Source organism: Brevundimonas sp. SH203 (assembly GCF_002157625.1).
In the GTDB taxonomy this organism is placed as follows: domain Bacteria; phylum Pseudomonadota; class Alphaproteobacteria; order Caulobacterales; family Caulobacteraceae; genus Brevundimonas.
The window spans coordinates 220,006-243,426 of sequence record NZ_BDMM01000004.1 but is presented as its reverse complement, the minus strand read 5'-3'; the positions used below and the strand labels follow the sequence as shown (position 1 = coordinate 243,426).

At 69.1% G+C, this 23,421-nt stretch carries 20 protein-coding genes; 13 read left to right on the top strand and 7 right to left on the bottom strand.

Features of this window, described 5'->3' with window-relative positions; translation table 11 throughout:
* Positions 1–2 precede the first annotated feature (2 nt).
* The 3 genes from SH203_RS10630 to SH203_RS10620 form a co-directional block, all read right to left on the bottom strand.
* On the bottom strand, positions 3–2,162 hold the full coding sequence (locus SH203_RS10630) for a protein-disulfide reductase DsbD (RefSeq protein ID WP_234989467.1): 2,160 nt from the start codon (positions 2,160–2,162) through the stop codon (positions 3–5).
* Between the two features lie 83 nt (positions 2,163–2,245).
* Positions 2,246–2,707: an OmpA family protein gene (locus tag SH203_RS10625; RefSeq protein ID WP_087120903.1), complete on the bottom strand. Its 462-nt coding sequence runs from the start codon at positions 2,705–2,707 to the stop codon at positions 2,246–2,248.
* 124 nt (positions 2,708–2,831) lie between these two features.
* Positions 2,832–3,182 carry a YMGG-like glycine zipper-containing protein gene (locus tag SH203_RS10620; protein ID WP_087120902.1) on the bottom strand — a complete coding sequence of 117 codons (351 nt, stop codon included), beginning with the start codon at positions 3,180–3,182 and terminating at the stop codon, positions 2,832–2,834.
* 131 nt (positions 3,183–3,313) lie between these two features.
* Here SH203_RS10620 and SH203_RS10615 point away from each other — a divergent pair, with 131 nt between their 5' ends.
* On the top strand, positions 3,314–4,261 hold the full coding sequence (locus SH203_RS10615) for a diacylglycerol kinase family protein (protein WP_087121012.1): 948 nt from the start codon (positions 3,314–3,316) through the stop codon (positions 4,259–4,261).
* Positions 4,261–5,112, top strand: a complete 852-nt coding sequence (locus SH203_RS10610) for a metallophosphoesterase (protein WP_087120901.1) — start codon at positions 4,261–4,263, stop codon at positions 5,110–5,112. Before SH203_RS10615 ends, SH203_RS10610 begins: the two co-directional genes overlap by 1 nt.
* 163 nt (positions 5,113–5,275) lie before the next feature.
* Here the strand turns inward: SH203_RS10610 and SH203_RS10605 are convergent, their stop codons facing one another.
* A complete protein-coding gene (locus tag SH203_RS10605; protein ID WP_087120900.1) occupies positions 5,276–6,721 on the bottom strand; it encodes an AMP nucleosidase in 1,446 nt (481 codons plus the stop codon).
* A gap of 128 nt (positions 6,722–6,849) precedes the next feature.
* Between SH203_RS10605 and SH203_RS10600 the strand changes: the two genes are divergently transcribed.
* The 4 genes from SH203_RS10600 (at position 6,850) to recQ (ending at position 13,666) form a co-directional block, all read left to right on the top strand.
* Positions 6,850–8,100 carry a multidrug effflux MFS transporter gene (locus SH203_RS10600; RefSeq protein ID WP_087120899.1) on the top strand — a complete coding sequence of 417 codons (1,251 nt, stop codon included), beginning with the start codon at positions 6,850–6,852 and terminating at the stop codon, positions 8,098–8,100.
* A 62-nt stretch (positions 8,101–8,162) separates the two neighbouring features.
* Positions 8,163–10,115: a M1 family metallopeptidase gene (locus SH203_RS10595; protein ID WP_087120898.1), complete on the top strand. Its 1,953-nt coding sequence runs from the start codon at positions 8,163–8,165 to the stop codon at positions 10,113–10,115.
* A 608-nt stretch (positions 10,116–10,723) separates the two neighbouring features.
* Positions 10,724–11,701 (top strand): complex I NDUFA9 subunit family protein, encoded by a 978-nt coding sequence (locus tag SH203_RS10590; RefSeq protein WP_087121011.1) that lies wholly within the window; start codon positions 10,724–10,726, stop codon positions 11,699–11,701.
* An 87-nt stretch (positions 11,702–11,788) separates the two neighbouring features.
* Complete coding sequence (gene recQ / locus SH203_RS10585; protein WP_087120897.1) at positions 11,789–13,666, top strand: DNA helicase RecQ; 1,878 nt, start codon at positions 11,789–11,791, stop codon at positions 13,664–13,666.
* 6 nt (positions 13,667–13,672) lie between these two features.
* On the opposite strand, the gene SH203_RS10580 is transcribed toward recQ, so the two are convergent.
* The gene (locus tag SH203_RS10580; RefSeq protein WP_087120896.1) at positions 13,673–14,149 is read right to left on the bottom strand and encodes a hypothetical protein; all 477 of its coding nucleotides are present in this window, start codon (positions 14,147–14,149) and stop codon (positions 13,673–13,675) included.
* A gap of 102 nt (positions 14,150–14,251) precedes the next feature.
* On the opposite strand from SH203_RS10580, the gene pgi reads away from it, so the two are divergent.
* A complete protein-coding gene (gene pgi, locus SH203_RS10575; RefSeq protein WP_087121010.1) occupies positions 14,252–15,859 on the top strand; it encodes a glucose-6-phosphate isomerase in 1,608 nt (535 codons plus the stop codon).
* A gap of 55 nt (positions 15,860–15,914) precedes the next feature.
* Here the strand turns inward: pgi and SH203_RS10570 are convergent, their stop codons facing one another.
* Positions 15,915–16,352, bottom strand: a complete 438-nt coding sequence (locus SH203_RS10570; RefSeq protein WP_087120895.1) for a hypothetical protein — start codon at positions 16,350–16,352, stop codon at positions 15,915–15,917.
* Between the two features lie 298 nt (positions 16,353–16,650).
* Here SH203_RS10570 and groES point away from each other — a divergent pair, with 298 nt between their 5' ends.
* Both groES and groL read left to right on the top strand, forming a co-directional pair.
* Positions 16,651–16,938 (top strand): co-chaperone GroES, encoded by a 288-nt coding sequence (gene groES / locus SH203_RS10565; protein WP_087120894.1) that lies wholly within the window; start codon positions 16,651–16,653, stop codon positions 16,936–16,938.
* A 137-nt stretch (positions 16,939–17,075) separates the two neighbouring features.
* The gene (gene groL / locus SH203_RS10560) at positions 17,076–18,722 is read left to right on the top strand and encodes a chaperonin GroEL (protein WP_087120893.1); all 1,647 of its coding nucleotides are present in this window, start codon (positions 17,076–17,078) and stop codon (positions 18,720–18,722) included.
* A gap of 136 nt (positions 18,723–18,858) precedes the next feature.
* Here groL and SH203_RS10555 read toward each other — a convergent pair whose 3' ends face one another.
* Positions 18,859–19,596, bottom strand: a complete 738-nt coding sequence (locus SH203_RS10555; protein WP_087120892.1) for a glycosyltransferase family 2 protein — start codon at positions 19,594–19,596, stop codon at positions 18,859–18,861.
* Between the two features lie 115 nt (positions 19,597–19,711).
* On the opposite strand from SH203_RS10555, the gene SH203_RS10550 reads away from it, so the two are divergent.
* The 4 genes from SH203_RS10550 (at position 19,712) to SH203_RS10535 (ending at position 23,335) form a co-directional block, all read left to right on the top strand.
* Positions 19,712–20,161, top strand: coding sequence for a DUF2867 domain-containing protein (locus tag SH203_RS10550; protein ID WP_087120891.1), 450 nt, complete (start codon positions 19,712–19,714; stop codon positions 20,159–20,161).
* A 39-nt stretch (positions 20,162–20,200) separates the two neighbouring features.
* A complete protein-coding gene (locus tag SH203_RS10545) occupies positions 20,201–21,892 on the top strand; it encodes a glycosyltransferase family 39 protein (RefSeq protein WP_087120890.1) in 1,692 nt (563 codons plus the stop codon).
* Positions 21,892–22,806: a hydroxymethylglutaryl-CoA lyase gene (locus tag SH203_RS10540; RefSeq protein ID WP_087120889.1), complete on the top strand. Its 915-nt coding sequence runs from the start codon at positions 21,892–21,894 to the stop codon at positions 22,804–22,806. The genes SH203_RS10545 and SH203_RS10540 overlap by 1 nt, the downstream gene beginning before the upstream one ends.
* A 103-nt stretch (positions 22,807–22,909) precedes the next feature.
* Positions 22,910–23,335 (top strand): hypothetical protein, encoded by a 426-nt coding sequence (locus SH203_RS10535; protein ID WP_087120888.1) that lies wholly within the window; start codon positions 22,910–22,912, stop codon positions 23,333–23,335.
* The last annotated feature ends 86 nt before the right edge of the window (positions 23,336–23,421 follow it).

Below are 23,421 nucleotides of genomic sequence, written 5' to 3'. Positions count from 1 at the left end.
CCTCAGGGCTTGAGAGCGTCGATCACCACCCCCTCGGTCAGCAGCTGCGGCAGGACGTCCGGCGCGCTCCGTCCCGGCCGATAGACCAGATACAGTGGTACGCCTGACCGGCCGTGGGCCTGAAGCTCGCGGGTGATGGCGTCGTCGCGGCGCGTCCAGTCCCCGACCAGATAGACGGCGTCGGCCTTTTTCAATGCCTGGGCGACGCGCGGCGAGGACAGGGCGGCGCGTTCGTTGATCTTGCAGGTCACGCACCAGTCGGCGGTCAGATTGACCAGCACCGGCCGTCCGGCCGCCGTCGCCTGGGCCACCGCCGCCGCCGACCACGGCCGGGCGTCCAGAGCGCCGCTCTCGCTGCGGGGCGCCGCATCCGCCGTTCGCGCCGCGCCGGCTGCGACCCCGGCCAGTCCTACGGCTGCGACCCCGGCGACGATGGCGCAGAGGCCCGCCAGCACCGGCCGCCGCCCCTGCTGACGCGCCGTCTGGGCCAGCCCCGCCAGCCAGGCGGCGAAGGCCAGCGACAGCGCCGCCGTCAGCAACAGGCTCAGGGCGTCCGCGCCGCCCTGTTTGGTGAACACCCAGACCAGCCACAGGGCCGCCCCGTACATCGGAAAGGCCAGCACGCCCTTCAGCTGCGCCATCCAGACGCCGGGGCGGGGCAGGCGCGACAGCAGGCCGGGCGACAGGCTGATCGCCAGATAGGGCAGGGCCAGCCCCAGCCCCAGCATCAGGAACACCGCCAGCGCCATCGGCCAGGCCAGCACCAGGGCCGCGCCCAGGGCCGCCGCCATGAAGGGGGCGGTGCAGGGCGCCGCCACGACGACCGCCAGAACCCCGGTGAAGAAGGCGCCGGCCGCGCCGGGCAGGCGGGACAGCGGCCCTGCCCCCGCATTCTGAAGCCCCGCCCCGACATGGAAGACCCCGGACAGGTTCAGCCCGACCAGAAGCATGATCAGGGCCAGGGCCGCGACCACGCCCGGCGACTGAAGCTGGAAGCCCCAACCGACGGCCTGACCCGCCGCCCGCAGCGCCAGAAGCCCGCCGGCCAGAACCAGGAAGCTGACCAGCACCCCGACGGTGAAGGCCAGACCGTCCTGCCGCGCCCGTCGCGGATCGTGCGCCGCCGCCGACAGCGAGGCCGCCTTCATCGCCAGCACCGGGAAGACGCAGGGCATCAGGTTCAGCACCAGCCCGCCCAGCAGGGCCAGTCCCAGGGCCTGAACGAAGGTCCAGACGCCGCCTCCCGCCGGTTTATCGCCCGTCTCCGCCAGCGGGGACAGGTCGCCGCGCCCCTTGGCGCCGGGCAGGACCGGGCCGGGCGTCGCCTCGATCTCCCAGGCGCCCCTGTCGGTGGCCAGAACGCCCGCCAGCGGCCCGTCCACGCCGCGCTTTCCAGGCGTCAGGATCAGGCTCAGCCCGTCGGGGCCGACCTGTCCGGTCTGGGCCGCCGCATGGTCGATGCGGTCGCCGTCATAGGGGAAGAAATAGGCCTGACCCACATCGCCGCCCGCCAGCGGCCCGCCGGTCGCGGTCAGGGTCAGCCGCCCGCCCTCGGCCGTCAGCCGGGCCTCGATCCCCGCCGGGCGTGGGGCGGTCTCGACCAGCCGTTCGATTTTTGCGCCCCACGGCCTGGCCAGGGGCGCGGCCCCATCGCGCACCGGCAGGGCCAGCGACAGGGTCATCGGCTGGGGCACGCACATCTGGTCGCTGCACACCAGAAACAGCGCATCCGTCGTCAGGGTCAGGATCTCGCCGGGCCGGGCCGAGGCGGGTGCATGGATCGCCACCGGCAGCAGCACCTCGCCCGAATAGCCGTAGTTCATCAGGCTCATCAGCCGTTGCCGGCCGGGCAGGGGCCACAGGATGGGATCGGCGGTCACGCCCTGGGGCAGGGTCCAGGTCAGGCTGGTCGCCCCACCGCTGTCGCCCGGATTGCGCCAATAGGTGTGCCAGCCGGGCGCGATCGTCTGGCGCACGGCGACCACCGTGGTCGATCCCGGCGCCACCCATTGCGACATCGGGACCAGTTCGGCCTCGATCCGCTCGGTCCGTTGCGGCCCGAAGGCGATCTGGCCCGAGGGCGGTCCCGCGACCGGCTGGGCCTGGACCGCACACGCCGTCAGAAGCAGCAGAAGGCCGAGGAGAAGGGCGAAGGGGCGCACGCGCGGTTTCCGACAGGGAAGAAGGCGCGCAACCTAACGTCTTGCGCGCCGCTCGGCCATGCCCGGCCCGCCCCCCGCGTCGATCAGCGCGGATAGGCCTCGTAGATGACCTCGGCGCGACGGCGCAGCGGCTCGTCCTTGCCCGAGGCGGTCACAGCGCCCGCGTCGCCCGCCGCGTTCAGCTCGAACAGCGGCGCCGGCATCCCCGCCTCGGTCAGGGCCGTCACCACCGCGCGCGCCCGTCTCTGCGACAGGGTCAGATTGGCTTCCGGCGCGCCCGTGGCGTCGGCCAGGCCCATCACCCGCACGCGGCGCACGTCGCAGCCCTTGGCCTTCTCCGCCGCCGCCTTGAGGACCATCGCCGCCGGCTCGGTCAGGCGCGCCTGGTTCTCGACGAAATAGATGTCGAACCGGCCCGGCGCGCACAGCGATTCACCCACCACCAGGGCGGTGCGTTTCGGCGTCGGCGCGCAGGCCGCGACGAGGCCCGTCGTCAGGATGGCCGCCGCCGCCAGTCCTTTTGCCAATCCGATAGATCGCGTCATCTCAGCCCTCCCGCCGGCGAACCGGCCCCAGTATCGCAAAAGAGGCGGCCCGTCCGTGGACAAGCCGCCTCTTCAACCTAACGCCGGTCCGCGCCTTGCGCGACCGGCAAGTTGTTGGAACCGATCAATAACGACGCTGACCGTTGTCCCAGTAGCACTCGTCCTGACGGTTGTCGTAGCAGTAGTAGTAGCGACCTTGGCTGTCGCGATAACGCTGCTGGTTGTTGCGATCCTGGTTGGAGCCGCGGATCGCGCCCGCCGCGCCGCCCAGGGCGCCGCCGATCAGGGCGCCGGTGGCCGCGTTGCCGCCGCCGACGTTGTTGCCGATGATGGCGCCGGCGACGGCGCCGAGGCCCGCGCCCACCGCGCCCTGACGGACGGTCTGGTTCGGGCCGCTGTTGTAGCCATACGGGTCGCTGGCGCAGGCCGAAGCCAGCAGACCGGCGCCTGCAATCGCGATGATCGCCTTGTTCATGGTGAAATCCTCTGTGCCTGGGTATCGCCCCTAGGCGTCGAAACGTGATGTGACGGCATAGGTTCCGTCGTCGACGCGAAATATGGCCACGCTTGTTCGGAACGGGCGCGACCGCCGAGCGTTCGGGCGGCATGACCCCTGATACGACAGTCGTTTCCCCCGCGCCGCCCGAGGCCGCCGAAGCGCCGAAGCTGACGCCGCACGCGCCGCTGAGCCACGCCGTGGTGCTGGTCAATCCCCTGTCCGGCAGCGTGGGGCCGCGCGCCGCCGCCGAGGTCGAGGCGATCATGGCCGACTATGATCTGAAGGCCGAGGTCGTGACGCTTGAGGGCGGCGGCTTCGACAAGGCCATCGCCGACGCCTTCGCGGCCAGGCCGGACGTGATCTTCGTCCTGGCCGGGGACGGCACGGCGCGCTCGGTCGCCTCCAAGGCCCGGCCCGACGGCCCGATGATCGCCCCGCTGCCGGGCGGCACCATGAACATGCTGCCCAAGGCGCTTTACGGCACGGCCGACTGGAAGCTGGCCCTGAAGCGCGCCCTGGAGGAGGGCGAGGCCCAGCCCGTCTCGGGCGGGGAGGTGCAGGGGGAGTATTTCTACTGCGCGGCCATCCTGGGGTCGCCCGCCCTGTGGGCGCCGGCGCGCGAGGCGATGCGGACGGGCAAGATCAAACTGGCCTGGCAATATGCGCGCCGGGCCTTCAAACGCGCCTTCTCCGGCCGGCTGCGGTTCACCCTGGACGGGGGCGAGAAGCGGCGCACCGAGGCGCTGGTGCTGATCAGCCCGATGATCTCCAAGGCGATGGAGGACCCCGTGGGGCTGGAGGCGGCGGCCATGGACCCCTCGGACGCGACCCAGGCCTTTCGCCTGGCCGCCAACGCCCTGTTCAGCGACTGGCGCCACGACCCGGCCGTTTCCACCCGCCCGGCCAAACGGATCGAGGTTCGGGCGCGCTCCAGGATTCCGGCGGTCATCGACGGCGAGCCGCTTCTGCTCAAGCCCGACGCCGTGATCCGTTTCGCGCCCAAGGCCTTCAAGGCCCTGGCGCCCCGGCCGCCCTCGGCCGAGGACAGCCTGTAATGGGGCGGGTTCTTCAGTTCTCCGACGTCCATTTCGGCTGCGAACACAAGAAGGCCTGCGCCGCCGCCCTGGACTACGCCCACGCCACGCCCAACGATCTGGTGCTGATCACCGGCGACATCACCCAGAAGGGCTATCCCGACGAGTTCAAGGCCGCCGGCGCCTGGATGCGCGCCATGCCCGAACCGCGCTTCGTCATCGTCGGCAATCACGACGTGCCCTATTGGGACGCGGTGGCGCGGGTGTTTCATCCGTGGCGGGCCTTCGAGACGGAGACGGGCTTTCCCGCCCACGACGGCCAGTTCCGCAGCGATGCGGTCATGGTGCGCGGAGTGGTCACCGCGCGCGGCTGGCAGGCCCGGCCCAACTGGTCCAAGGGCGTCATCGACCTGGACCAGACGCGCCGAGCGGCCGAGGCCCTGCGTCAGGCGCCGATCGGGGCGTTGCGGATTCTGGCCTGCCACCATCCGCTGATCGAAATGGTCGGCACGCCGATGACCGGCGACGTCAAGCGCGGCGACGAGGCGGCCCTGATCTTCGCCGAGGCAGGCGTCGACCTGATCATGACGGGCCACGTCCACGTGCCCTTCGCCATGCCGATCCCGCTGGCGGACCACTGCTCCTATGCGGTGGGATGCGGAACCCTGTCGCACCGCGAGCGCGGCGCACCCCCCGGCTTCAACCAGATCGACTGGGACGCCAGGACCATCACCGTCACGGCCCTGGCCTGGGACGGCGCGAACTATCGGTCCCATCAGGTCTGGCGACTGCCGCGCCGCCAGGACACCCGCAAGGCCGCCACCGCCCCCAGCCCGGTCGAACCGGGGGAACTGGAAAAGGCGGCGGTCTAAAGACCTCAGGTTCGTCTCCTCCCTGCGAAGCGGGGAGGTGGCTCGAAGCGTAGCGGAGAGACGGAGGGGTTCTTTGCTGGCTGCAGGCGCCGGTGGGATTTCAACAACCCCTCCACCGCTCCGCGGTCCCCCTCCCCACGAGTGGGGAGGAGACTTTCTCGCCTTAGCGGAACGGCGGCTCGTCGAAGGCGCGGAGTTTGCGCGAGTGCAGGCGCGAGCCTTCGCTGCGCATCAGGTCGACCGCCTGGATGCCGATCTGCAGGTGTTCCGAGATCGAGCCTTCGTAGAAGCGGTTGGCCTGGCCCGGCAGTTTGATCTCCCCGTGCAGCGGCTTGTCCGACACGCACAGCAACGTCCCGTAGGGCACGCGGAAGCGATAGCCCTGGGCGGCGATGGTGGCGCTTTCCATGTCGATGGCGACGGCCCGGCTCTGGTTGAAGCGCAGGGCCGACTTGGAATAGCGCAGCTCCCAGTTCCGGTCGTCGGTGGTGACGACGGTGCCGGTGCGCAGCCTCAGCTTGACCTCGTCGCCCGGCATGCCGCTGACCGACTTGGTGGCGTCGTACAGGGCGCGCTGGACCTCGGCGATCGACGGGATCGGGATGTCGGGCGGCAGGACCGCGTCCAGCACATGGTCGTCGCGCAGATAGGCGTGGGCCAGCACATAGTCGCCGATGGTCTGGCTGGCGCGCAGGCCGCCGCAGTGACCGATCATCAGCCAGACGTGCGGGCGGGTGACGGCCAGGTGATCCGTGATCGTCTTGGCGTTGGACGGGCCGACGCCGATGTTGACCAGGGTCACGCCCTTATGACCCGGCGCGGTCAGGTGATAGGCCGGCATCTGGTGCTTCTTCCAGGCCGTGTCGCTGATCGCCGCCTCGGGGTTGGGCGTGTCGCGCGTGATGACGACCCCGCCGGCGCACGACAGCGTCTCATAGGGCGTGCCCGGCGTCTGGAGCTGTTCGATGGCCCAGCGCACGAACTCGTCGACATAGCGATTGTAGTTGGTGAACAGGACATAGGACTGAACGTCGTCCACCGGCGCGCCGGTATAGTGTTTCAGCCGCGCCAGCGAGAAGTCGGTGCGAAGGCCGTCGAAGTGCGACAGGGGGAAGTCGCCCCCCATCTCGAACAGGCCGTCGGCGATCTCATCGCCGATATGGGCCAGGTCCGGGGTCGGGAACCAGCGCGCCAAGGCGGCCGTCATCGACCGGTCCAGCGCGACCTCCAGCCCGTCGGTCACATAGGGGAAGGGGATTTCCTGACGCGACACTCCGACCTCGAAGGTCGCATTGTATTCCTGTTCCAACAGGCCCAGCTGTTCGGTCAGATAGGGGCGGAACAGGTCCGGCCGCGTGACGGTGGTGGCGTAGCTGCCCTGTTTCGACAGCCGGGCGTAGGCGCGCGGCTCCAGGTCCTGGGGGCGATCCCCGTCCCAGCGGATGCGAAGTTCGGGATAGGCGAACACCCCTTCGGCGCGTTTCAGCGGATCGGGCCGCGCGCCGGTCTCGACGAAATCCCGCACGGCGTCGCGCAGGTTGGTCACGGATTGGGTGTAGAGGGTTTCGAGGCGGTCCAGCGCCGCCTGTGCTGTCATCTGTTCTGTCATGACTTCCTCTAGCGAAGCTTCTTGGCTTTGGCGAGGCGCCGGCCGGTCAATCTCGATTTCGCTGCATTGCAGCAATTTATGACAGGCGCACGGTTGCGGATCGGGGCAGGGGGGCGCATCTGGCTCGGATGTCGTCTTCCCTCGCGTCAGCCCCCGCCAAGAAGGAACCCGGTTTCGTCGAGTTCGTCTGTCTGATCGCCCTGATGATGGCGCTGAACGCCCTGGCCATCGACTCCATGCTGCCGGCCCTGCCGCACATCGGCGCCGATCTGGGGGTGGCGAACGCCAACAGCCGCCAGTGGGTGGTCACGGCCTATCTGCTGGGCTTCGGCGGGGCGCAGCTGATCTATGGGCCGCTGGCGGATCGGTTCGGGCGAAAGCCGGTGCTGATGGTCGGGGTGGGCCTCTATGTGGTGTTCAGCCTTCTGGCGACCCTGGCGCCGACCTTCGACATGCTGATCCTGGCGCGGATCGGCCAGGGTCTGGGCAGCGCCTGCACCCGCGTTCTGGCCGTCTCCATCGTGCGCGACCGCTACGAGGGGCGCACCATGGCGCGAGTCATGTCGTTCAGCTTCCTGGTCTTCCTGGGCGTGCCGATCCTGGCGCCGTCCATCGGCCAGATGATCATGCTGGTCGGGCCGTGGCGCTGGATCTTCGCGGGACTGGGCCTGATCGGCGTGGGCCTGATGGTCTGGGCGTCCCTTCGCCTGCCCGAGACGCTGAAGCCGCAGGACCGACTGCCGATCCAGGTCAGGCGCCTGGCCTCGGCCTATCGGGTCGCGCTGACGGATCGCACCGCCGTCGGCTATACGCTGGCCATGACGGCGATCACCGGGGCGCTGTTCGGCTTCATCAACTCGTCCCAGCAGATCTTCGCCGACGTCTTCCACGCCGAGGCGGCCTTTCCGGCCATCTTCGCCCTGATCGCGGGCGGCATCGCGGCGGCGTCGCTGGTCAACGCCCGCATGGTGGTCAAGCTGGGGTCGCGCAAGATTTCGCACGCGGCCCTGATCGGCTTCACCGCCATTTCCGCCCTCCATGCGGCGGTGGCGATCAGCGGCCATGAATCGATCTGGACCTTCGCGGTGCTGCAGACCCTGACCATGTTCTGCTTCGGCCTGATCGCCGGCAATTTCGGCGCCATGGCCATGGAGACGATGGGCCATATCGCCGGCACCGCCGCCTCGATCCAAGGCTTCGTCTCGACCATCGCCGGCTCGCTCTTGGGCTTTGCGGTGGGCCAGCAGTTCAACGGCACCACGGTTCCGATGGCGGCGGGCTTCACCCTGTTCGGCGCGGTCGCCCTGGCTTTCGTGCTGTTCGCCGAGCGGGGACGGCTGTTCCGCGCCCATCATGCGCCGGTTCGCGCCGAGGCTTGATCTTTTTCGCGTTTCCGCGCGTTCTCCGGGCCAATCGCAAAGATCAGCCCAGGACAATCCCGATGAAGCGCCAAGCGCTCGGTCTCGTTTCCGCCCTCGCCATCGCCGCCGCCCTGGGGGTCAGCGCCTGCTCCACCACCCCTGGCGGCGCATCCATGACCCCGCCCGCCATCGCCCCCGCGCCGGGCCCGGAGGCGGTCGACAGCCACACCTACGCCCGGCCCGAGATCGCCCGCGTGGTCGACGTGGCCCTGGACCTGACCGCTGACTTCGACGCCAAGATCCTGTCGGGCACGGCGACCCTGGACATCCTGGCGGTTCCGGGCGCCAACGAGGTGATCCTGGACATCCGCAACCTGGACATCCAGGACGTGCGCGACGCCGCCGGACAGCCGCTGCGCTTCGTGGTCGGGGACAATGACGCCGTCAAGGGCCAGCCCCTGACCGTCTATTTCCCGGCCTTCGCCGCCAACGAGCGCCGCAAGATCACCATCCGCTATTCGACCCGGCCCGACGCGGCGGCGCTGCAATGGCTGAACCCCAGCCAGACGGCGGGCGGTCAAAAACCCTATCTGTTCAGCCAGGGCCAGGCGATCCTGACCCGCACCTGGGTTCCGACCCAGGACAGCCCCGGCATCCGACAGACCTATTCCGCCCGCATCACCGCGCCCGAAGACCTGACCGTGGTGATGAGCGCCGACCATCTGACGCCGAACGGCGAGCCGGCCGGAAACGGGATGAAGACCTGGCGTTTCAGGATGAACAATCCGATCCCGCCCTATCTGATCGCGCTGGGCGTCGGCGACATCGCCTTCGCCCCGTTCGACGGCCGCACCGGGGTCTGGACCGAGCCCAGCCGCCTGCGCGCCGCCCAGTGGGAGCTGGAGCCGACCGCCCAGATGGTGACGGCGGCCGAGCGGCTGTACGGCCCCTATCGCTGGGGCCGCTACGACCTTCTGGTCCTGCCGCCCTCCTTCCCGTTCGGTGGGATGGAGAACCCGAAGCTGACCTTCGCCACCCCGACCATCATCGCCGGCGACCGCTCGCTGGTGTCGCTGGTCGCGCACGAACTGGCCCACTCCTGGTCGGGCAATCTGGTGACGAACGCCACCTGGAACGACTTCTGGCTGAACGAGGGCTTCACCGTCTATTTCGAGAACCGGATCATGGAGTCGGTCTATGGCCGCGACCGGGCCATGCAGGAGCAGGTGCTGGGCTGGGACAGCCTTCAGGACACGCTGAAGTCCCTGCCGGCCGCCGACACCCGGCTGCATCTGGACCTGAAGGGCCGCGACCCCGACGACGGCATGAACGACATCGCCTATGAGAAGGGCGCCCTGTTCCTGCGGACCATCGAACGCACCGTCGGGCGGGATCGGTTCGACGCCTGGCTGCGCGGCTATTTCGACCGCAACGCCTATCGGCCGATGACCACGGCCATGTTCCTGGACGACATCCGCGCCAATCTGGTGAAGGGCGACGCAGCCCTGGAATCCCAGTTGCAGCTGGACGCCTGGGTCTATCAGCCGGGCCTGCCGTCCAACGCCGTCGCCCCCGTCTCCCACGCTTTCGAGCCGGTGGATGCTGCGGCCGTCGCCTTCTTCAAGGACAAGGGACCGGCCTCGGCCATCCCATGGGCGGGCTGGAACACCCAGCAGCGCCAGCGTTTCCTGGGCTGGCGTCCCGACGGCCTGCGCGCGGGCGCCGACTGGCTGACCAATGCGCAGCTGGCCGATCTGGAGCGCACCCTGAACCTGGCGAACGAGGGCAACAGCGAACTGACCTTCGCCTGGCTGCAGATCGCCCTGGCGCATCGCTACCAGCCGGCGGTCGACACGGCCGAGAAATTCCTGACCAGCCAGGGCCGCCGCAAGTTCGTCCTGCCCCTGTTCCAGACCCTGTGGAACGAGGGCGACTGGGGCCGCGCCAACGCCCGCCGCATCTACGCCGAGGCCCGCCCGCTCTATCATCCCGTGACCACCGGCTCGGTCGACCAACTGGTCGGCCGGCCGTAGAGCCCACCATCGTCACCTCCCCATGTCATGGGGAGGGGGCCGCGCGAAGCGTGGGGGAGGGGCTCTTGAAGCCCCCCAGCCATCACGATGCGGCTGGTCCATTCCCAGCGAATCCAGCCGCTTGGCGAATTGTGCGCCCCATCTGCCATCCCCCCTCCGAAACGCGCGTATTCTAAACCCGTCTCGTCGCATGGAGGGCTCGCCTGGCCTGCGACCTTGCGGCGGCGAGAGCGGAGGGAACGGGAGCGGTGGTGAAACTCCATCGCGCCGGCGGCGACTCATGGAGCGCCGTCGGAGGGGCGAGGGGGATACTCGGCCGCACTCGGGACGGTCCTCGCAGGGACCACCGACCCGTCGCAGGCTTATGGGGTTAGGCGATAAGACCGCCACCGCTCGACGCCCCGAGCTTGCAGGCCAACCAGCCGCGCGGAGCGTCAAACCCTTCGTCGAAACGGTAACTCTAAAACCAAACTCCGGGCGAAGGCCCGGCGCTCCGCCCAGCCCTCCAACTTCGCTGCGAAAGCGCGAAGACGAAGATGCTTGCCCGCGTTGCGGTGCGGCGCCCTATCGTCTATCCCGCGACACGGATTTTCGACTGGAGTTTTCCCATGGCTGACCTCGCCCCCGGCGTCGTGACCCTCTTCGGAGGATCGGGCTTCATCGGGTCGCAGGCGGTGCGCGCCCTGGCGCGTCGCGGCTGGCGCATCCGCATCGCCGTGCGCAATCCGGTCCTGGCCATCGAAATCCAGCCGCTGGGCGATCCGGGCCAGATCCAGTTCATGCGCTGCGACGTCACCGACGCGGCCGATGTCGCCGCCGCCGTGCGCGGCGCGGACGCCGTGGTCAATCTGGTTGGCGTCCTGCATGACGCGGGCGGCAAGCGCGGCTTCGACGCCGTTCACGCCCAGGCGGCCAAAACCATCGCCGAGGCGGCCCAGGCGGCCGGCGTGAAACGTCTGGTCCAGATGTCGGCCATCGGCGCTGACTCCGCCAGCCCGTCCGCCTATGGCCGCACCAAGGCCCAGGCCGAGGCGGCGGTGCGGGCCGTCTATCCCGACGCGGTGATCCTGCGTCCGTCGCTGGTGTTCGGCGCCGGCGACGGCTTCCTGAACCGCTTCGCCTCCATGGCGACGCTGTCGCCCTTCCTGCCGCTGATCGGCGGCGGCGAGACCCTGTTCCAGCCGGTCTATGTCGGCGACGTCGCCGAGGCCATTGCGCGCGCCGTGATCCGCGCCGATGCAGCCGGCCGCACCTTCGAACTGGGCGGGCCCGGCGTCTTCTCCTTCCGCGAGGTGCTGGAGTTGGTGCGTCGCGAAACCGGCCGCGACCGGATGCTGGTCGCCGTGCCCTTCGCCGTGGCCAAACCTTTGGGTTCGCTGCTGCAACTGGGCCGTTTCGTCGGCCTGACCCCGCCTCTGACGCGCGATCAGGTTCTGATGCTGGAGCGGGACAATGTCGTGGCGCCCGAGGCCCTGGGTCTGGCGGCGCTGGGCGTGGATCAGGCCACCGGCATGGCCGCCATCGCCCCCTCCTATCTGTGGCGCTACCGCGTCGGCGGCCAGTTCGCCGAAGCGCCCGCGCACTGAGATCAATCCCCAGCCGATAGTCCCGCAGGCTGCCGTTCGCGGCCTGCGGGACTTCGTTTACGGGAACAAAGAGCGCACAGATCAAGGATGCCCGCCACGCAGCCTCAATTTTCCCCGACCGACACGCCTGACCTGAACGATGCGCGGGCCCTGCTGTCGCGCGTCTGGGGCCATGCCGATTTCCGGGGGCTGCAGGGGCAGGTGGTCGAACAGATCCTGTCCGGCGGCGACGTGCTGGCCGTCCTGCCGACCGGCGGCGGCAAGAGCGTCTGCTATCAGATCCCCGCCATCCTGCGCCCCGGCCTGGGGCTGGTGGTCTCGCCCCTGATCGCCCTGATGACCGATCAGGTCGAGGCGTTGAAACAGCAGGGCGTGGCGGCGGCGCGGCTGGATTCCGGCGTCTCGCTGGACGAGCGGTCGGCCATCTGGGCGGCGGCGCGATCCGGTGAACTGGACCTGCTCTATGTCTCGCCCGAAGGTCTGGCGGCGGGGGCGATGCTCGATCGGCTGGCCGAACTGCCGCTGAGCCTGATCGCCATCGACGAAGCGCACTGTGTGTCCCAGTGGGGCCACGACTTCCGCCCCGACTATCGCAATCTGGGCCTCCTGGCCGAGCGGTTTCCGAACACGCCCCGCATCGCCGTCACCGCCACCGCCGACGCCCGCACCCGCGACGACATCCTGCGTTCGCTGCGGCTGGAGGAGGCCCGGGTCTTCGTCGACAGTTTCGCCCGTCCGAACCTGCAGCTGTCGGCCGAGCGCAAGGAGAGCGCCTCGCGCGCCAGGACCGACGCGCGGGTCATCGAACTGGTGCGCGAACGGCGGGGCAAGTCGGGCGTGGTCTATTGCGGCAGCCGCGACGGCTGCGACCGCGTGGCCCAGGCGCTGCGCGACGCCGGGACCAACGCCATCGCCTATCACGCCGGCATGGACACGCGCGAACGCGACCGGCGGCTGGAACGGTTTCTCGCCGAGGAGGGCGCCGTCATGGTCGCCACCATCGCCTTCGGCATGGGGGTGGACAAGGCCGACGTCCGCTTCGTCATCCACGCCGATCCGCCCGGTTCGCTGGAAGCCTATTGGCAGGAGATCGGCCGGGGCGGGCGCGACGGCGAACCGGCCGAGGGCATCACCCTGTACGGCCCCTCGGACATCGCCTGGTCCCTGCGCCGGCTGGACAGCCGCCCGATGGCCGAGGAGGTCAAACAGGTTCAGGTGCGAAAGACCCGCCAGCTGTTCGCCATGCTGGACGGCGCCGTCTGTCGCGCCCAGGCCGTGCGGCGATACTTCGGCGAACATGACGCCCAGCCCTGCGGCGTCTGCGACATCTGCGGCGACCCGCCCCAGCTCTATGACGCCACCGTCCCGGCCCAGAAGGCGCTGGCGGCGGTGCAGCGGCTGGGCGGCCGGTTCGGGCGCAACCGCGTCGTGGATCACCTGACGGCCCGCACCAAGGATGTTCAGCCGTGGGAACAGTCGCTGTCCACTTGGGGCGTCGGGCGCGACATCTCCCTGACCTCGTGGCGCGAGATCGTGGATCACCTGCTGTTCGAGGGTCTGCTGGTCGAAGATCCCAACGACGGCAAGCCGCTGGTGGGCCTGGGCGATCCCGAGGCCGTGCGCGCCGTCTATAAGGCCGAACGCCAGATCGAGGTGCGTCGCGCGCCCTTGCGGGCCGACGCCGCCCCGCGCCGCCGCGACCGTTCGGGCGAGGGGCGCAATGCGGCGCTGGAGACGATGGACGCCGACGTGCGCGCCCGGTTCGAGGCTCTACGGGCCTGGCGCCGCGACCGCGCCTCGGAACAGCACGTCCCGCCCTATGTCATCTTCCAGGACAAGACCCTGCTGGAGATCGCCCATGCCGAGCCGGGCGACATGGCCGGGCTGGGCGCCATCTCCGGCGTCGGCCAGTCCAAGCTGGATCGCTACGGCAAGGGCGTGCTGGAGACGCTGGCCGCGCTATAGGCCGGATCAGACTTCCGGCTTGGGCGGGGCGGTGATGACTTCGACGTTGTCGTTCAGCAGATAGGACAGTTCCGACAGGGCCGTGGCGCGGTCGGCCGGATTGGCGGCGGCCTGAACGGCCTGGACCTTCTTGGGCATGTCCTCGGAAATGCCGCGCAGGATGCATTTCAGATCGCCGTCGGTGCCGCGTTCCTTCAGGATCAGGTGGCCCTGCATATCCAGCGCGGCCAGCTGTTCCGCCTGGGCCTTGAAGCCCGTGAAGGCCTGGCTGGTGAAGAAGGCGGCGTCGTCGGCGGCCTTGGCGGCGGCCCAGCCGTCCACCATGGCCTTCAGGCTGTGGGACCGCGAGACGATGTCGGCGAACAGCGGCTCGCCGGCGACCGAGATCGGCGCGCCGGGAACCGCCGCCGGCTGTTCGGCGGCCAGGGCCACGGAGGGATTGGACATCGCCAGGGCGATCGTGAGAGCAAGGCCGCAGGACATTGAGGTGACTTCCTGTTTCAGCGTCCGCTGGGACGTTGAACCTGAATACGCCCCAGCCGTAAACGAGTGTTTACCCTGCCAATCCCCGCGATGGAGACGACGATGACCCGCGACGCCGCCTGGACCGCCTTCGACCAAGCCGCAGCCGAGGCCGCCTCTGCGCGGATCGTGGATCAGTTCGCCGCCGATCCCGACCGGCTGTCGCGGATGTCGGTCGAGGCGGCGGGCCTCTATCTGGACCTGTCGAAACAGAGCTGGACCCGCGCGGCCTTCGACGCCTGTCTGGACCTGGCCCGCGCCAGCGACGTCGAGGGGCGCCGCGCGGCCTTGTTCGCCGGAGAGGCGGTCAATCTGACCGAGGGGCGGGCGGTGCTGCACCCGGCCCTGCGCGCCGCGCCGGGCGCCGGCTTCGAGGCGCTGGGCGAGCCGGTCTCGGCCGAGGTGGACGCCGTGCGGGCGGACATGAAGGCCTATGCCGACGCCGTGCGTTCGGGCGCCGAGGCGGGGGCGACGGGCAAGCGGTTCGAGGCCATCGTCCACGTCGGCATCGGCGGGTCGGATCTGGGGCCGCGCGTGGTCTGGGACGCGCTGCGCCCGCTGGACCCGGCCATCGACCTGCGCTTCGTCGCCAACATCGACCCGCGCGACATGGCAGAGGCCCTGACCGGCCTCGATCCCGAAACGACCCTGGTCGTGGTCGTGTCCAAGACCTTCACGACGCAGGAGACTCTGGCCAACGCCGAGGCGGCCAAGGCCTGGCTGGCTGCGGCCCTGCCGGCCGAGGGGATGACGAAGCATTTCATCGGGGTGACGGCGGCGCCGGATCGGGCGGCGGCCTTCGGCTGCGGCCGCACCTTCGCGTTCAGGGACTGGGTCGGGGGGCGCTATTCCCTGTGGTCGGCGGTCAGCCTGTCGTGCGCCATCGCCCTGGGCTGGGACGTGTTCGAACAGATGCTGGCCGGCGCCGCCGCCATGGACGACCATTTCGTTCAGGCGCCGCTGGAGCGGAACGCGCCGATCCTGATGGCCCTGGCCCAGCTGTTCAATGTCGATGGACTGAACCGTCCGGCGCGGACGGTCGCCCCCTACGCCCACGCCCTGCGTCGTCTGCCGTCCTTCCTGCAGCAGCTGGAGATGGAATCGAACGGCAAGCGGGTGCATCGCGACGGAACGCCCGTCACACGCCAGACCTGCCCGGTCGTCTTCGGCGAGCCCGGCACCAACGGCCAGCACGCCTTCTTCCAGCAGATTCACCAGGGGCCGGAGGTGGTTCCGGCCGAGTTCGTGATCGTGGCCAGGACCCACGCCGACGCGCCCGAAGCCCCGCTGTGGTCCAACGCCCTGGCCCAGGCCCAGGCCCTGATGGTCGGCAAGACGACCGAGGCGGCCAAGGCCGAGGGTCTGGCGCAGGGACTGTCGGAAGAGGAGGCCGCGCGTCTGGCGCCCCATCGCACCTTCACCGGAAACCGCCCCTCGACAGCCGTCGTGATGGAGCGGCTGACGCCCCGGACGCTGGGCGCCCTGCTGGCCCTCTATGAACACAAGACCTTCGTGGAAGGCGTGATCTGGGACATCAACAGCTTCGACCAGTGGGGCGTCGAACTGGGCAAGGTGCTGGCCAAGGCCATTCTGAAGGATGTCGATGCGGGCGGCCCGTCCGCCGATCTGGACCCTTCGACATCGGCGCTGATGACCCGACTGATGGCCTGACGCAGAAAAGGCCCGACCGTGCGGCCGGGCCTTTCCGTCTGGATGCAACGATCGCTTACCAGCGGCGGTCGTAACGATAGTCGCGGTCGTAGCGATCACGGTAATCGCGATCATAGCGACGATCGTAACGCGAGTCGTAGCGGCGGCCGTCGTAGCGGTAGTCATAGCCGTAGCGGCTGCTGTCGATGCCGTGCTCGCGTTCCCAGTGACCCTGGTTCCGGTAGCACTGGCCGCCGCGATAATAGCCGCAGCTGGAGCCGCGATTGCTGGCGACCGCGCCCACCGCCGCGCCGGCCAGGGCGCCGCCCGCGATATAGTTGCCGTCGCCGTTGCCATAGATGGCGCCGGCCAGACCGCCCACCGCCGCGCCGATCAGGGCGTTGCGGCCGGTGTTGTCGCGGTCGCGCGACTGAGCCGAGGCGGGGGCCGCCATCAGCGTCATGGCGACGACCGGGGCGGTGGCGACGGCGGTGATCTTCAGCAGCTTGGACATATCCGTCTCCTTTGTTGCTTGCCGACCTGCGCTTCCAGAAGGGGAAGGCATCCAGCGTTGAAGCGGTTTTATCGTCGCCAGTTTGAACGCCCCCGGAGGTCGACGTTCATTTTCAGTTCATGCGTCACAGAGAATTCGCGCATCGATAAAGGGCCGACGCTTGACGGTGGCGGCGCCTCTGCCTAACTCCCGCTCGCGTTAGCACTCTCGCCGGTCGGCTGCCAAAACGGCGATCGCGGGGGCTACGCACACCGTTTCAAAAACGCCCCGATCCGGGGGTTTTACAGGGAGAAGTCCGATGGCGTTCCGTCCGCTCGGCGACCGCGTGCTGGTCAAGCGCGTTGAAGAAGAATCCAAGACCAAGGGTGGGATCATCATCCCCGACACCGCCAAGGAAAAGCCGCAGGAAGGCGAAGTCGTCTCCGTCGGCCCCGGCGTCCGTGACGACCAGGGCAAGGTCAACGCCCTGGAACTGAAGGCCGGCGACCGCATCCTGTTCGGCAAATGGTCGGGCACGGAAGTGAAGATCGACGGCGAAGACCTGATCATCATGAAAGAGTCGGACGTGCTTGGAGTGCTGAGCTAAGGCTCAGCCCTAGGTGGCGAGTGATTAGTGGCGAGTGGCGAGCAGGTTTCCGAGCGAACCGCCGCCGTCGCCCCAGTTTCAGATCCCTCGCCACTCGCCACTAACCACTCGCCACACATTCAAAAGGAGCAGCCCGCATGGCCGCTAAAATCGTACAGTTCAACACCGACGCGCGCGACAAGATGCTGCGCGGCGTCAACGTCCTCGCCAACGCCGTCAAGGTGACGCTGGGTCCCAAGGGCCGCAACGTCGTGATCCAGAAGTCCTTCGGCGCCCCGCGCTCGACCAAGGACGGCGTGTCGGTCGCCAAGGAAATCGAGCTGGAAGACGCCTTCGAGAACATGGGCGCCCAGATGATCCGCGAAGTCGCTTCGAAGACGAACGACAAGGCGGGCGACGGCACCACCACCGCGACCGTTCTGGCCCAGGCCATCGTGCAAGAGGGCCTGAAGGCCGTCGCCGCCGGCATGAACCCGATGGATCTGAAGCGCGGCATCGACAAGGCCGTCGGCCTGGTCATCGAAGAGATCAAGACCAACTCCAAGCCCGTCTCCAACAACTCGGAAATCGCCCAGGTCGGCACCATCTCGGCCAACGGCGATAGCGAAATCGGCGAGCTGATCGCCCAGGCGATGGCCAAGGTCGGCAACGAAGGCGTGATCACCGTCGAGGAAGCCAAGACCGCCGACACCACCGTCGACGTCGTCGAAGGCATGCAGTTCGACCGCGGCTACCTGTCGCCCTACTTCATCACCAACGCCGACAAGATGGAGGCCGTCCTCGAAGAGCCGCTCATCCTGCTGTTCGAGAAGAAGCTGACCAGCCTGCAAGCCATGCTGCCGATCCTGGAAGCCGTCGTGCAGTCGGGCCGTCCGCTGCTGATCATCGCCGAGGACATCGAGGGCGAAGCCCTGGCGACCCTGGTCGTCAACAAGCTGCGCGGCGGCCTGCGCGTCGCCGCCGTCAAGGCTCCGGGCTTCGGCGACCGCCGCAAGGCCATGCTGGAAGACATCGCCATCCTGACGGGCGGCCAGGTCATCTCGGAAGACCTGGGCATCAAGCTTGAGTCGGTCACGCTCGACATGCTCGGCAAGGCCAAGAAGGTCTCGATCACCAAGGACGACACCACCATCGTCGAAGGCGTCGGCGGCAAGGACGAGATCGAAGCCCGCGTGGCCCAGATCAAGCGCCAGATCGAAGACACGACCTCGGACTACGACAAGGAAAAGCTGCAGGAACGTCTGGCCAAGCTGGCCGGCGGCGTCGCGGTCCTTCGCGTCGGCGGTTCGACCGAAGTCGAAGTGAAGGAAAAGAAGGATCGCGTCGACGACGCCCTGAACGCCACGCGCGCCGCGGCTGACGAAGGCATCGTTCCCGGCGGCGGCATCGCGCTGCTGAAGGCTTCGAAAATCCTGGCTGACGTCAAGGGCGACAACGCCGACCAGAACGCCGGCATCGCCATCATCCGTCGCGCCCTGCAGGCTCCGATCCGTCAGATCTCGGAAAACGCGGGCGTCGAAGGCTCGATCGTCGTCGGCAAGGTGCTGGAAAACGACCAGTCCTCGTTCGGCTTCAACGCCCAGACCGAAGAATACGGCGATCTGGTGCAGATGGGCGTCATCGACCCGGCCAAGGTCGTCCGCACGGCTCTGCAAGACGCCGCTTCGGTCGCCGGCATCCTGATCACGACGGAAGCCGCCGTCGCCGACGCCCCCAAGAAGTCGAGCGGCGCCGCTGCTCCCGACATGGGCGGCATGGGCGGAATGGGCGGCATGGACTTCTAAGCGCGAGGGCGGCCTTCGGGCCGCCCGGACGCCCCGGCGAAGGTCGGGGTCCAGGCCAGTTCAGGCTGAGTGCAGAAGGGCGGGGTCGCAAGACCCCGCCCTTTTTGTTGCTCGTCTCCGGGGAAGAGACGGCGCTTCAGAATTCCGAGATCGCGCCCGGCTGGCGCGAGCGGGTCTTCAGCCACATGACGCCCATCAGGTCCGAGACCGACGCGCGCAGGCGGCCCCAGTTGGTGTATTTCGACCGGCCCGTCTCGCGGTGGCGGTGATCCACGTCCAGATACTGGTTCCTGAACCCCTCGCGGATCATCAGGGCCGGCAGATAGCGGTGGATGTGATCGAAGTAGGGCAGGCGCAGGAAGACCTCGCGGCGGAAGGCCTTAAGCCCGCAGCCGGTGTCGTCGGCGTCGTCGCCCAGCAGTTTGCGGCGGATGCGGTTGGCCCAGATCGAGGCCTGGCGCTTGGCCTGAGTGTCCTGGCGTTTGGCGCGGCGGCCGCCGACCAGGCCGACGTCGGCCGGGGCCGCCATCAGGGCGTCGACCAGGCGCGGCGCGTCGGCGGGCGGGTTCTGGCCGTCGCCGTCCATCGTCACCACCACGGCGCCGCGCGCCGCCAGGACGCCGGTGCGCACCGCGCGGCTCTGACCCGCATTGGCCCCGTGCGACAGGACGCGCAGGGCGGGCAGTTCGGCCATGGCGGCCTTCAGCTCGGCCAGGGTCGCATCGCGCGAGGCGTCGTCCACGAAGATCATCTCATAGGACCGGCCCGCGAAGGCGGCGGCGATCTCGCGCGCCAGGGGCACGGCGGCCCCCGCCTCGTCATGGACGGGGACGACGACGGAGATGTCGGGGGCGGAGGCGGCGCGGTCGTTCATTCGTGGCTCCTTAGCGCATCCGCAGGCGCGAGTGAAACGGACGCTGCGACCTTGCGTCTCATGGCTCGGGCGCGCGGGCGTGAGGACACCACCGCTGTCTTTCCAAGGATACGTCATGGCCGCCGCCGTCGAACTGCCCATCGCCCTGCCCCATCCGGTGCTGCCCGGCGCCGACTGGGGCGATCGTTACGGCGTCGAGGGCGTCGCCGGCCCGATCAATGCGCGTCAGGCCTTCGAAAACATGGTCGCCAACGCGCCCCGATGGATCGGACAGCTGATGGGCCTGAGGAACGCCGTTGTCAGACTGGTGGGGTTGACGAGCGCCGAGATCGGCGACTTTCCTGTCCTGTCCGAACGCGCGGACGAGATGGTCATCGGCTTTGACGACCGCCATCTGGATTTTCGCCTGATGCTGCGCGTCGATCCGCAGGCGTCGGGGCTGAACCGCGTCAGCATCGCAACCCTGATCGAGCGCCACAATCTGCTGGGCCGGGCCTATCTGGCCGCGATCACGCCCTTCCACAAACGCATCGTGGCGCGGATGCTGGGCGGTCTTGCGAGGTGACGCTTCCGGCGAGCGTCGTCCGCGTGATACGACGCTCTGATGAACCGCCCGAACCTGGATCACCTTATCGCCGGTTGGAGGGGGCCGCTGTTCGCCGCCCTGCTGACGCTGATCGCCGGCCTGCCGGGCCTCTTGCTGATGCCGCCGCTGGACCGTGACGAAAGCCGGTTCGCCCAGGCCACGTCGCAGATGGTCGAGAGCGGCGACTATGTCGACATCCGCTATCAGGACGAGCCGCGCTGGAAGAAGCCGGTGGGCATCTACTGGCTGCAGGCGGCGGCCGTGGCCCTGACCTCGGACGTCGAGGATCGCCAGATCGCGCCCTATCGGATTCCGTCCCTGCTGGGCGCCATGCTGGCCGCCTGGGCCGTGGCCTGGGCCGGGTCGGCCATGCTGGGAAACCGCGTCGGCTTCTTCGGCGGGGCGATCATGGGGGCGACCTTCCTCTTGTCCACCGAGGCGGGCATCGCCAAGACCGACGCCATGCTGTGCGGGGCGACCACCTTGGCCATGGCGGCCCTGGCGCGCATCTATATGGCGACGCGGGCGGACGAACGGCCCGAACGGCTGCATAAATTCCTGTTCTGGGCAGGGCTGGGCCTGGCGATCCTGATCAAGGGGCCGATCGGGTTTCTGGTCGTCGCCCTGGCCGCCGTCGCCGTGTCGATCTGGGACCGGAACGTCAAATGGCTGTATCGACTGGGCTGGGGCTGGGGCCTGCCGCTGGTCGCCCTGATGGTCGGGCCGTGGGCCATCGCCATCACCATCGCCACCGACGGCGGCTTCTGGCGCGAGGCTATCGGCGGCGACCTGGCGCCCAAGATCGCCGGGGCGCATGAGAGCCATTCGGGCTTCCCTGGCATGTATCTGCTGCTGGCGCCGCTGCTGTTCTTCCCCTCGACGCTTCTGCTGCCTGCCGCCGTCTCGACGGGATGGAGCCGACGGGCCGAGCCGGCGATCCGGTTTCTGGTCTGCTGGGTGCTGCCGGGCTGGCTGATGTTCGAACTGGCCCCGACCAAGCTGTGGCACTACACCCTGCCGACCTTCGGCGGGCTGGCGCTTCTGGCCGCCGCCGCCCTGGCCAGGCCCATCGGCAAGGTGTCGCGCGTCACGGGCGCGGTTCTGGCGGTGATCGCCGCCCTTCTGATCATCGGCGTCACCGTCTATGGGCTGACGGTCTATGGCACCTCGACGGCCCAGACCTGGGCGGCGCTGACGGTGGTTACGGCCCTGGCGGCGGGGGCCATGGGGGCCTTCCTGCTGGTGAACCGGGCGACGGTCGCGGCCCTGGTCGCGTCTCTGGCGTTCGGCGTCGTCGCCCACGCCGCCCTGGCCGGCACGATCCGCCAGCTGCGCCCCCTGGCCGTCGCGCCCCAGCTGGAGCGGACGCTGGAGGCCGCCGACCTGCATCCACGCCAGGGCCGCACGCCGGGGCCGGTGGCCATCACCGGCTTCCATGAACCCAGCTTCGTCTTCCTGACCGGGCGCGACACCGATCTGACGGACGCGCAAGGGGCGGCCGAAGCCCTGGCCGAGGGCCGGCCCGCCATCGTGGAGGCGCGCGACGCCGACGCCTTCCGCGCCGCCGCCGCCCGACTGGGCGTGTCGGGCCGCGCCGTGGGGGTCGTCACCGGCTACAACTATTCCGCCGGGGACGAGGTCAGCCTGACGGTCTATGCGCCGCCGCCCCGGACCAGCGCAGGATCGGACGATGCGGAGGGCGCGTCCTGATGGGCCGCTTCATCCAGATCGTCGAGGTCGGGCCGCGCGACGGTCTGCAGAACGAAAAAACCGTGCTGGAACCCGCCGTCCGCGCCGATCTGGTGCGGCGGCTGGAGGACGCAGGCGCGAAACGGATCGAGGCCGTCTCCTTCGTCCATCCCAAATATGTGCCGCAGATGGCCGGCGCCGAGGACGTTATGGCCGCCCTGCCGCCTCAGGCGGGGCGCAGCCGGATCGGTCTGGTCCTGAACGGCAAGGGCTACGACCGGGCGCTGACGACCGGGGTGGACGAGGTCAATGTCTCGGTCGCCGCCACCGACGGCTTCGGCCTGAAGAACCAGGGTCTGGCGGTGAAGGATCAGCTGGTCATGCTGGGCGACATCGTGGCCCGGCGGCACAATGCGGAAGCGAACCAAGGCGCGCCGTCGCTGTCGGCCGTCATCTCCTGCGTCTGGGGCTGCCCCTTCGACGGCGAAGTCTCGGCGGGTCAGGTCGCGGACATGGTCGGCGCCATCGCCGAAATGGGGATCAGGGAGATCGGCCTGGCCGACACCATCGGCGCGGGCGATCCCTGGGCGGTGACGAAGAAGGTCGAGGCGGCCAGGGCGGCGGCGCCTGGCGCGGTCCTGCGCCTGCATTTCCACGACACCCGCAACACCGGCCTGGCCAACGCCCATGCGGCGGTCGAGGCCGGGGTCGACGTTCTGGACGCCTCGGTCGGCGGCATCGGCGGCTGTCCGTTCGCGCCCGGCGCCACGGGCAATATCGCCACCGAGGATCTGGTCTATATGCTGGAGCGCGGCGGGTTCCAGACGGGCTACGACCTGGACGCCCTGATCGAGACAGCGCGGTGGATCGGCCAGGCCATCGGCCGGCCGGCGCCCTCGGCGCTCAGCCGTGCGGGCGGCTTTCCCCGGTCCTGACCACCCCAAGCGTGGCTGTGGCCCCATGGCGGCCGGATGCAATCGGCGCTATTCATGATGAATGACGCGAAGGCCGGGGGGCCGGTCGCGTAGAGGACCGACCATGCTGATCGCCATTCCGCTGCTGCTGATCCCGGTGGTTCTCTACAATATTGTGGTCCTGTTCGGCGGTGCGGGCGACGCGGGCGTGGCCCAGGCCGACGTGCTGCTGCGCGATCCGCTGTTCGCCGTCACCATGACGTCCGGCGCGCAATGGACCATAGGCTCGGGCGACCTGATCCTGTTTCTGGGGCTGATCCTGCTGTTCTTCGAACTGCTGAAATCGACGTCCAGCCAGCGGGTGGCCATCATCAATCACGCCCTGTCGATGATCCTGTTCATCGGGGTGCTGATCGAGTTCCTGCTGCTGCCGGGCTTTGCGACCTCGACCTTCTTCCTGATCGTGACGATGATCCTGCTGGACGTGCTGGCGGGCTTCATCGTCACCATCGTCGCCTCGCGCAAGGACTTCGACTTCGGCGGGGCGTGACGCCCGGCCTCAAGCAGCGCGACGCGCGGTAGGACAAACGTTCAGGCCTCAAGCAGCGCGACGCGCGGTAGGACAAACGTTCGGGC

Excerpts from the sequence above, each read along its gene's own strand:
- SH203_RS10625 (WP_087120903.1), bottom strand. The coding sequence starts at position 2,707 with ATGACGCGATCTATCGGATTGGCAAAAGGACTGGCGGCGGCGGCCATC.
- SH203_RS10620 (WP_087120902.1), bottom strand. The coding sequence starts at position 3,182 with ATGAACAAGGCGATCATCGCGATTGCAGGCGCCGGTCTGCTGGCTTCG.
- SH203_RS10615 (WP_087121012.1), top strand. The coding sequence starts at position 3,314 with ATGACCCCTGATACGACAGTCGTTTCCCCCGCGCCGCCCGAGGCCGCC.
- SH203_RS10610 (WP_087120901.1), top strand. The coding sequence starts at position 4,261 with ATGGGGCGGGTTCTTCAGTTCTCCGACGTCCATTTCGGCTGCGAACAC.
- SH203_RS10605 (WP_087120900.1), bottom strand. The coding sequence starts at position 6,721 with ATGACAGAACAGATGACAGCACAGGCGGCGCTGGACCGCCTCGAAACC.
- SH203_RS10600 (WP_087120899.1), top strand. The coding sequence starts at position 6,850 with ATGTCGTCTTCCCTCGCGTCAGCCCCCGCCAAGAAGGAACCCGGTTTC.
- SH203_RS10595 (WP_087120898.1), top strand. The coding sequence starts at position 8,163 with ATGAAGCGCCAAGCGCTCGGTCTCGTTTCCGCCCTCGCCATCGCCGCC.
- SH203_RS10590 (WP_087121011.1), top strand. The coding sequence starts at position 10,724 with ATGGCTGACCTCGCCCCCGGCGTCGTGACCCTCTTCGGAGGATCGGGC.
- recQ (WP_087120897.1), top strand. The coding sequence starts at position 11,789 with ATGCCCGCCACGCAGCCTCAATTTTCCCCGACCGACACGCCTGACCTG.
- SH203_RS10580 (WP_087120896.1), bottom strand. The coding sequence starts at position 14,149 with ATGTCCTGCGGCCTTGCTCTCACGATCGCCCTGGCGATGTCCAATCCC.
- pgi (WP_087121010.1), top strand. The coding sequence starts at position 14,252 with ATGACCCGCGACGCCGCCTGGACCGCCTTCGACCAAGCCGCAGCCGAG.
- SH203_RS10570 (WP_087120895.1), bottom strand. The coding sequence starts at position 16,352 with ATGTCCAAGCTGCTGAAGATCACCGCCGTCGCCACCGCCCCGGTCGTC.
- groES (WP_087120894.1), top strand. The coding sequence starts at position 16,651 with ATGGCGTTCCGTCCGCTCGGCGACCGCGTGCTGGTCAAGCGCGTTGAA.
- groL (WP_087120893.1), top strand. The coding sequence starts at position 17,076 with ATGGCCGCTAAAATCGTACAGTTCAACACCGACGCGCGCGACAAGATG.
- SH203_RS10555 (WP_087120892.1), bottom strand. The coding sequence starts at position 19,596 with ATGAACGACCGCGCCGCCTCCGCCCCCGACATCTCCGTCGTCGTCCCC.
- SH203_RS10550 (WP_087120891.1), top strand. The coding sequence starts at position 19,712 with ATGGCCGCCGCCGTCGAACTGCCCATCGCCCTGCCCCATCCGGTGCTG.
- SH203_RS10545 (WP_087120890.1), top strand. The coding sequence starts at position 20,201 with ATGAACCGCCCGAACCTGGATCACCTTATCGCCGGTTGGAGGGGGCCG.
- SH203_RS10540 (WP_087120889.1), top strand. The coding sequence starts at position 21,892 with ATGGGCCGCTTCATCCAGATCGTCGAGGTCGGGCCGCGCGACGGTCTG.
- SH203_RS10535 (WP_087120888.1), top strand. The coding sequence starts at position 22,910 with ATGCTGATCGCCATTCCGCTGCTGCTGATCCCGGTGGTTCTCTACAAT.